Source organism: Amycolatopsis sp. H20-H5 (assembly GCF_035828755.1).
Taxonomy (GTDB): Bacteria; Actinomycetota; Actinomycetes; order Mycobacteriales; family Pseudonocardiaceae; genus Amycolatopsis.
In genome coordinates this window covers 63,970-70,389 of record NZ_JAYMZS010000030.1, presented here as the reverse complement: position 1 = coordinate 70,389, position 6,420 = coordinate 63,970, and the positions used below count along the sequence as shown (strand labels likewise).

Genomic DNA, 6,420 nt, shown 5'->3' with positions numbered 1-6,420 from the left:
CCGGCCCCCGGGGCGGGGGCCCCCGCCCCGGCCCCGCCGCCCGCACCCGGATGGCGTAACCCTTACGGCCCTTGGCCTCCGCTGAACCGGGCATATTCGGGCACTGTTGGTGCTTATTCATGCCGACCCCGCCGGGTTGGTGACTCTGTTTCGCCGTTCTGGCTTACGTTGTATTCGGCTGGTGACTCGCAGTGAGAGGAGCCGGGCTGTTTTACAACGTCTTGGCAACCGTCTTGACACTCGCTGTGGTCCGTACCACTCTCCCTGCATTGGTCTACACCATTTTTGGGGACTCCGGCCCTTCCCGGCCGGACATCGAAAGGACGGCACAAGAGTGAAGCCCTGGCTCAAGTTGGCGGCGGGCGCCGCCGCGATCACCCTCGCGACCGCGGGCTGCGCCGGCTCCGGAGGCACCGACCCCGGAGCGGCCGCCAGCTCGGCGCCCAAGGGAGACGGCACGCTCACGGTCTGGCTGATGACCGGTTCGGCACCGACGACGCTCACCGACGCGCTGAACAAGGAATTCGAGGACGCCCACCAGGGCGTCAAGGTCAAGTACGAAATCCAGCAGTGGAACGGCATTCAGCAGAAGCTGACCACCGCGTTGTCCGGGGGCGACGCGCCGGACGTGATCGAGGTCGGCAACACCCAGACGCCGTTCTTCGCGTCGTCGAGCGTGCTTTCGGACCTGTCCGGCTCGGTCAACGACCTCAACGGCGCGCAGTGGCTCGCCGGGCTGAAGGCCTCCGGTGAATTCGAGGGCAAGACCTACGGGGTCCCGTTCTACGCGGCCAACCGCGAGGTCATCTACCGCAAGGACATGTTCGAGCAGGCGGGCATCACCACGCCGCCCGCCTCGCGCGCCGAGTGGCTCGACGCGATCACCAAGCTGAAGGCCAAGTTCGGCAGCGACCCCGACTTCCAGGCGCTCTACCTGCCGGGTCAGTACTGGTACAGCTTGCTTTCGTTCATCTGGGACGAGGGCGGCGACATCGCCAAGGCCGACGGCAAGTCGTTCAAGGCCACGCTGGACAGCCCTGGTGCGAAGGCGGGCCTGGAGTTCTACAAGCAGCTCGTGGAAGCCTCCGGCACGAAGGCGCCGAAGGACAACGACGAGGCCAACCCGCAGCAGGCCGGTATCTACGGCGGCGGCAAGGCGGCCATGTTCATCGGCACGCCGGGCGAGGTCGCCACGGCGGCCAAGACCGACCCGTCGATCACCGCCAAGACCGGCGCGTTCGCGATCCCGAGCAAGACCGCCGGCCAGAGCGCGCCGGTGTTCCTCGGTGGTTCCAACCTGGTGATCCCGCTCAACAGCAAGGACCAGGCGCTGGCGAAGGACTACCTGAAGCTGCTTTCCGGCGCCAAGTACCAGAGCCAGCTCGCGAAGGCCGGCTACGTGCCCGGCACCTCGACCGACGTCAGCGGGCTCGACGCGGACCCGCTGTCCAAGGTGATGGCGGCGGCCTCGAAGAACGGCCGCGCGGTCCCGACCAGCCCCAGGTGGGGCGACGTCGAGTCCGGTCAGAACCCGCTTAAGGACATGCTCACCGCGTACCTGACCGGGAAGAAGACCCTGGACCAGGCCACCTCCGACGCCAACGCCGCGCTCGACAAGCTCATCGGCGGATGACTTCGACCAAAGAGGTGACGATGCCGGCGGGGGCGACCCCGCCGGCATCGCCGCGTGTCAGTTCGCCGTCGCCGCGCAAGCGCCTGCGGATCGGCGAACGTACGGTCCCTTACCTGCTGATCCTGCCCGCGCTGGTGTCGATCCTCGTGCTGCTCGGCTGGCCGACGCTGCAACTGCTCGGGATCAGCCTGCGCAAGCTCGATCTGCGTGAGCTCGTAAGCGGGCAAATGGTGTGGGTGGGTTTCGACAACTACACCACCACGCTGACCGATCCCCAGTTCTGGGAGATCACCGTCCGGACGCTGGTGTTCACCACGGCCATCGTGGTCGCGACGCTCCTGGTGTCGTTGTTCCTGGCCCTGCTGATGCGCCACCTCGGCCCGGTCATCCGGATCATCCTGCAGGTGACGCTGGTGCTGGCCTGGGCGACGCCGGTGATCGCCACCACGACGGTGTTCCAGTGGATGTTCGACCAGCAGTACGGCATCCTCAACAAGACGCTGGACCGCCTGGGTTTCCACGGCTTCATCGGCTATTCGTGGTTCTCCAGCGGGACGAGCACGCTGACCGTGATCGGCCTGCTGATCCTGTGGCAGGCCGTGCCGTTCGTGACGTTCACGCTCTACGCGGGCCTGCTCGGGGCACCGAAGGAGCACTACGAAGCGGCGGGGATCGACGGCGCCAACCCGTGGCAGGCGTTCTGGGCCGTCAGCTGGCCCGCCATCCGGCCGATCATGACCATGGTGACGTTCCTGTCCGTGTTGTGGGACTTCAAGGTGTTCGCCCAGGTCTGGGCGATCCGCCAGGGCGGCCCGGACGGCGAGAGCACGACCCTGCCGATCTACCTCTACCTCAAGGGTGTCGCGGGCAGTCACTTCGGCACGTCGGCCGCGGTCGCCACGCTGATGCTGCTCGTGCTGATCCTGCTGACCGCCCGGTACGTCCAGCTGCTGGTGCGCACGAAGGAAGGTGACCTGTCGTGAAGAAGTCGATGCCCCAGCGGATCGGGCTGGGTGTGATCGGGGTGTTCGCGGCGCTGCTGTTCGGCTTCCCGACGTACTGGCTGTTCACCACGTCGCTCAAGACGCCGGGTCAGGTCCTCTCACCCGAGTACGACCTGTTGCCGTCCTCGGCGACGTTCGCGAACTTCACCTCGGCGCTGACGAAGCCCGGGTTCTTCACCTTCCTGAGCAACAGCCTGATCGTGACGCTCGGCGCGGTGCTGTGCGCACTGGTCGCGGGGGTGCTGGCGGCGGTTCCGTTGGCCCGCATGCGATTCCGCGGCCGGAAGGGCTTCCTGCTGCTGGTGCTGGTCGCCCAGCTCGCGCCGGTGGAGGCGCTGTTCATCCCGATGTACCTGCTGATGCGGGACGCCGGGCTGCTCAACACGCTGCCGTCGCTGCTGCTGGTGTACTTCGCCACGACGCTGCCGTTCACGGTCTGGATGCTGTACGGCTTCGTCAACGGCATCCCGTACGACCTGGAAGAGGCCGCGATGATCGACGGCTGCAGCCGGGCGGGCGCGTTCCGCCGGGTCACGCTGCCGCTGCTCGGCCCCGGCCTGGTGACCACTTCGGTGTTCAGTTTCATCACCGCGTGGAACGAGTTCCTGTTCGCGCTGGTGTTCATGCGGGACCAGTCCAAGCAGACGCTGCCGGTGTGGCTCTCGTCGTTCCGCACGGCGTTCTCGGTGGACTGGGGTGGCGTCATGGCCGCGTCGGTCGTCTACGCCATCCCCGCGCTGGTGTTCTTCCTGATCGTGCAACGCAAACTGGTGTCCGGCATGACCGCCGGCGCGGTGAAGGGATAATCGTTGTCGTCACCTGAACGGTCACTGGAAAGCGTGGCCGAATCCGTTCTCCTGCCCGGTTTCGCCGGTACGACGGCACCGGACTGGTTGCGGCGCAGGCTCGGTGAGAACCTCGGCGGCGTGGTGTTGTTCGGCCGCAACGTGGTTGACGACGAGCAGGTGGCGGCGCTGACCGCCCAGCTGCGGTCGGAGCGGTCCGAGGTGGTCATCGGGATCGACGAGGAGGGCGGGGACGTCACGCGGCTGGACGTCGCCACTGGCTCGTTCGTGCCGGGCCCACTGGCGCTCGGCGCGGCCGGTGACCTGGAGCTGACCACCGCGGTCGCCGCGGCGCTCGGCGAGCGGCTCGCGGCCTGCGGCGTCACGCTGAACCTGGCGCCGTGCGCGGATCTGACGCTCACCCCGGACGACCCGATCATCGGTGTCCGGGCGTTCGGGTCGGACCCCGTGCTCGCGTCGCCGCACGTCGCGGCCTACGTGACAGGGTTGCAGAAGTACGGCGTCGCGGCGTGCGCGAAGCACTTCCCAGGGCACGGCGCGGCGACCGAGGATTCGCACGTCGCGCTGCCCGTCCTGCCCCGGACCGAGAACGAGCTGCGCGCGATCGAGCTCGTCCCGTTCGCCGCGGCCATCCAGGCCGGGGTGCGGTCGATCATGACCGGTCACCTGGTGGTCCGCGCCTGGGGCGACGAGCCCGCGACGGTCAACGCCAAGGCGCTCACCGGGGTGCTGCGCGGCGAACTCGGCTTCACCGGCGCGATCATCACCGACGCGCTGGAGATGGGCGCGGTGTCCGGCGAGTACGGCAGGCACGACGGTCTCGGCGGCGCGGCCGTCCGGTCGCTGGTGGCCGGGGCCGACGCACTGTGCATCGGCGGCGCGGCGTTCGACGCCGCCGTCCGCGCCGGGGACCTGCCGATCGAACGGCTAGCCGAGGCCTCGGCGCGCACGGCCGAACTGAGCAAGCCACCGGTACCCGCGGAGGTGGGGCCGGTCGACCGCCGGCTCGGCTTGGAGGCGGCTCGCAAGGCGCTGCGGATCCAGGGGCATCCCCGGCTGGAGGGCCCGCCGCTGGTGGTGGACGTGCAGACCGAGCCGAGCATCGCGGCCGGGCCGATGCCTTGGGGTCTTGGGCCGCATCTGGCTGAGCTTGTGCCTGGTACACGGGTGCTCAGTGTCTCTGCTGCCTCTGCTGGGGAGGTCATCGAGGCGGCTCGGGGGTATCGGAGTGTTGTTGTGGTGACCAGGGAAGCGCATCGGCATGCTGGGGCGCGTTCGCTGCTTGCTGCGCTGCGGGATGCTGGGGTTTCGTTCATTCGGGTGGAGACCGGTGCTCCGGGGCCTGAGGTGGGTGATGGGGATCGGATCGATACTTTCAGCGGTTCTTATGTCAGTTTGCGGGCTGCTGCTGAGTATTTGGCTTAGTCCTCTTTGGCTTTAGGGATTGTCCTCGCCGGACGGGCAGGCTCGGGGAAGGTGGGGCTTGGGTTGTGGTGGTCTTCCCGTCGCCTGGATTGGTGGGTACCACGTCGTGGGGGTGCCGCAAGGTTGCGTTGGTCTGCTGCGGTTTGGTGTGGTGGTTGCGGCACCCCCACGACGTGGTCCTTTTGTTGTCAGGCGACGGGAAGACCACCACGGGGCCCGGTTTTGCTTGCAGCGCTGGAAAAAAGGTGGTCGTTCTTACCTGAACGGGTGATGATTCGAACGTTTGTTCGGGTAGAATGAGAGGGTGCGTACAGCTGAGATGATGCCGGTGTGGCAGCTTTCCGATGAGGAACTGCTCGCTGGACTTCTTGCTGCCGACCAGGACTTTTCACGTCAGTACGCTCACATCCTGGACTTCGTCGCCGAGGTTGAGAAGCGCGATTTGGGCGTGGAGAAGGGGTATCGCAGTACCGCGATGCTGCTGGAGCTGACACTCCGAGTCTCACGCAAGGAAGCCAAAGCTCGTGTTGCGCAGGCTACCGCTGTGCTTCCGTTGGTGCGTAAGGCGTTGGAGTCCGGTGAGATCAACCGGGAACACGCCCACGAGATCGAACACGTCCTGTCGCAGGCTCCGGACTCGGTGTCGGATGAGGATCTTCAGGTGGGCGAGGCGGCTTTGGTGGAGTTGTCTCAGCAAGCGATCCCGTCCGTGGTCCGGCGGGTCGGTCGGCGGATGCTGGCCTACTGGGACCTTGAGGACAAGGATCCGGGCGATCGTGAGCGGAAGCTGTCCGAGCCGGTGCGGGAGTTTCGGTATCGGTTCCTGTCCGACGGGCGGATGAAGTACACGGGTGTGTTCGACGCGGAGTTCGCGCAGTTCGTGGAGAGCTTGCTCATTCCGCTGGCGAAACCGAACCCGGTCGACGAGTTCGGCAACCCGGACCCCCGGACTCTTGAGCAGCGCAACGGTGACGCGGTGGCCGCGGTGTTCGATCTCGCTGGTCGCGCTCCCGACCTGCCCGTCAAAGCCGGTGAACGTGCCGTCGTCACCGTGACCATCGGCCTGGACGAGCTCGAACGCCGTGCCGGTACCGCGATGCTGGACGGCTATGGCGCGGTGAGCGCGAGTCAGTTGCGCCGGATGTGCTGCGACGCCAGGGTTGTCCCCGCGGTCCTCAACGGCGCCGGGGAGGTGCTCGACCTCGGCCGCGCGGTCCGGACCGCCAGCCCCGCCCAGCGCAGGGCGTTGATCATCCGGGACAGGGGTTGTACCGGTCCTGGGTGTTCGAGAGGTCCTAAATGGTGCATTCCGCACCATCTGACCTACTGGACCAATCCTCATGGCCCCGGCGGACCCACGGACATCGTCAACCTCGGCCTGACCTGCGAACGTTGCCACCACCTGCTGCACCACGGCGGATGGGACATGCGGCTGCGCAACGGAACCATCGAATGGCTACCCCCGGCGTGGCTGGATCCGGAGCGAAGACCGATCCGCAACACCGCACACGACCCACCATCGAAATCCTCCACGGTGTCGTGACCCCGTGGA

5 protein-coding genes are annotated in these 6,420 nt (G+C 67.0%); all 5 read left to right on the top strand.

Annotated features, from left to right (window positions below; genetic code table 11):
- Window positions 1-334: 334 nt before the first annotated feature.
- The 5 genes from QMK34_RS18820 (at window position 335) to QMK34_RS18800 (ending at window position 6,411) form a co-directional block, all read left to right on the top strand.
- Window positions 335-1,633, top strand: coding sequence for an extracellular solute-binding protein (locus tag QMK34_RS18820; protein ID WP_326415395.1), 1,299 nt, complete (start codon window positions 335-337; stop codon window positions 1,631-1,633).
- Window positions 1,630-2,616: a carbohydrate ABC transporter permease gene (locus tag QMK34_RS18815; RefSeq protein WP_326415394.1), complete on the top strand. Its 987-nt coding sequence runs from the start codon at window positions 1,630-1,632 to the stop codon at window positions 2,614-2,616. Before QMK34_RS18820 ends, QMK34_RS18815 begins: the two co-directional genes overlap by 4 nt.
- Complete coding sequence (locus QMK34_RS18810) at window positions 2,613-3,443, top strand: carbohydrate ABC transporter permease (RefSeq protein WP_326415393.1); 831 nt, start codon at window positions 2,613-2,615, stop codon at window positions 3,441-3,443. The genes QMK34_RS18815 and QMK34_RS18810 overlap by 4 nt, the downstream gene beginning before the upstream one ends.
- A 3-nt stretch (window positions 3,444-3,446) precedes the next feature.
- Window positions 3,447-4,868, top strand: coding sequence for a glycoside hydrolase family 3 protein (locus QMK34_RS18805; RefSeq protein WP_326415392.1), 1,422 nt, complete (start codon window positions 3,447-3,449; stop codon window positions 4,866-4,868).
- 304 nt (window positions 4,869-5,172) lie between these two features.
- Entirely contained in the window at window positions 5,173-6,411 is a 1,239-nt protein-coding gene (locus QMK34_RS18800) for an HNH endonuclease signature motif containing protein (RefSeq protein WP_326415391.1), read from the top strand.
- Window positions 6,412-6,420 lie beyond the last annotated feature (9 nt).

Excerpts from the sequence above, each read along its gene's own strand:
- QMK34_RS18815 (WP_326415394.1), top strand. The coding sequence starts at position 1,630 with ATGACTTCGACCAAAGAGGTGACGATGCCGGCGGGGGCGACCCCGCCG.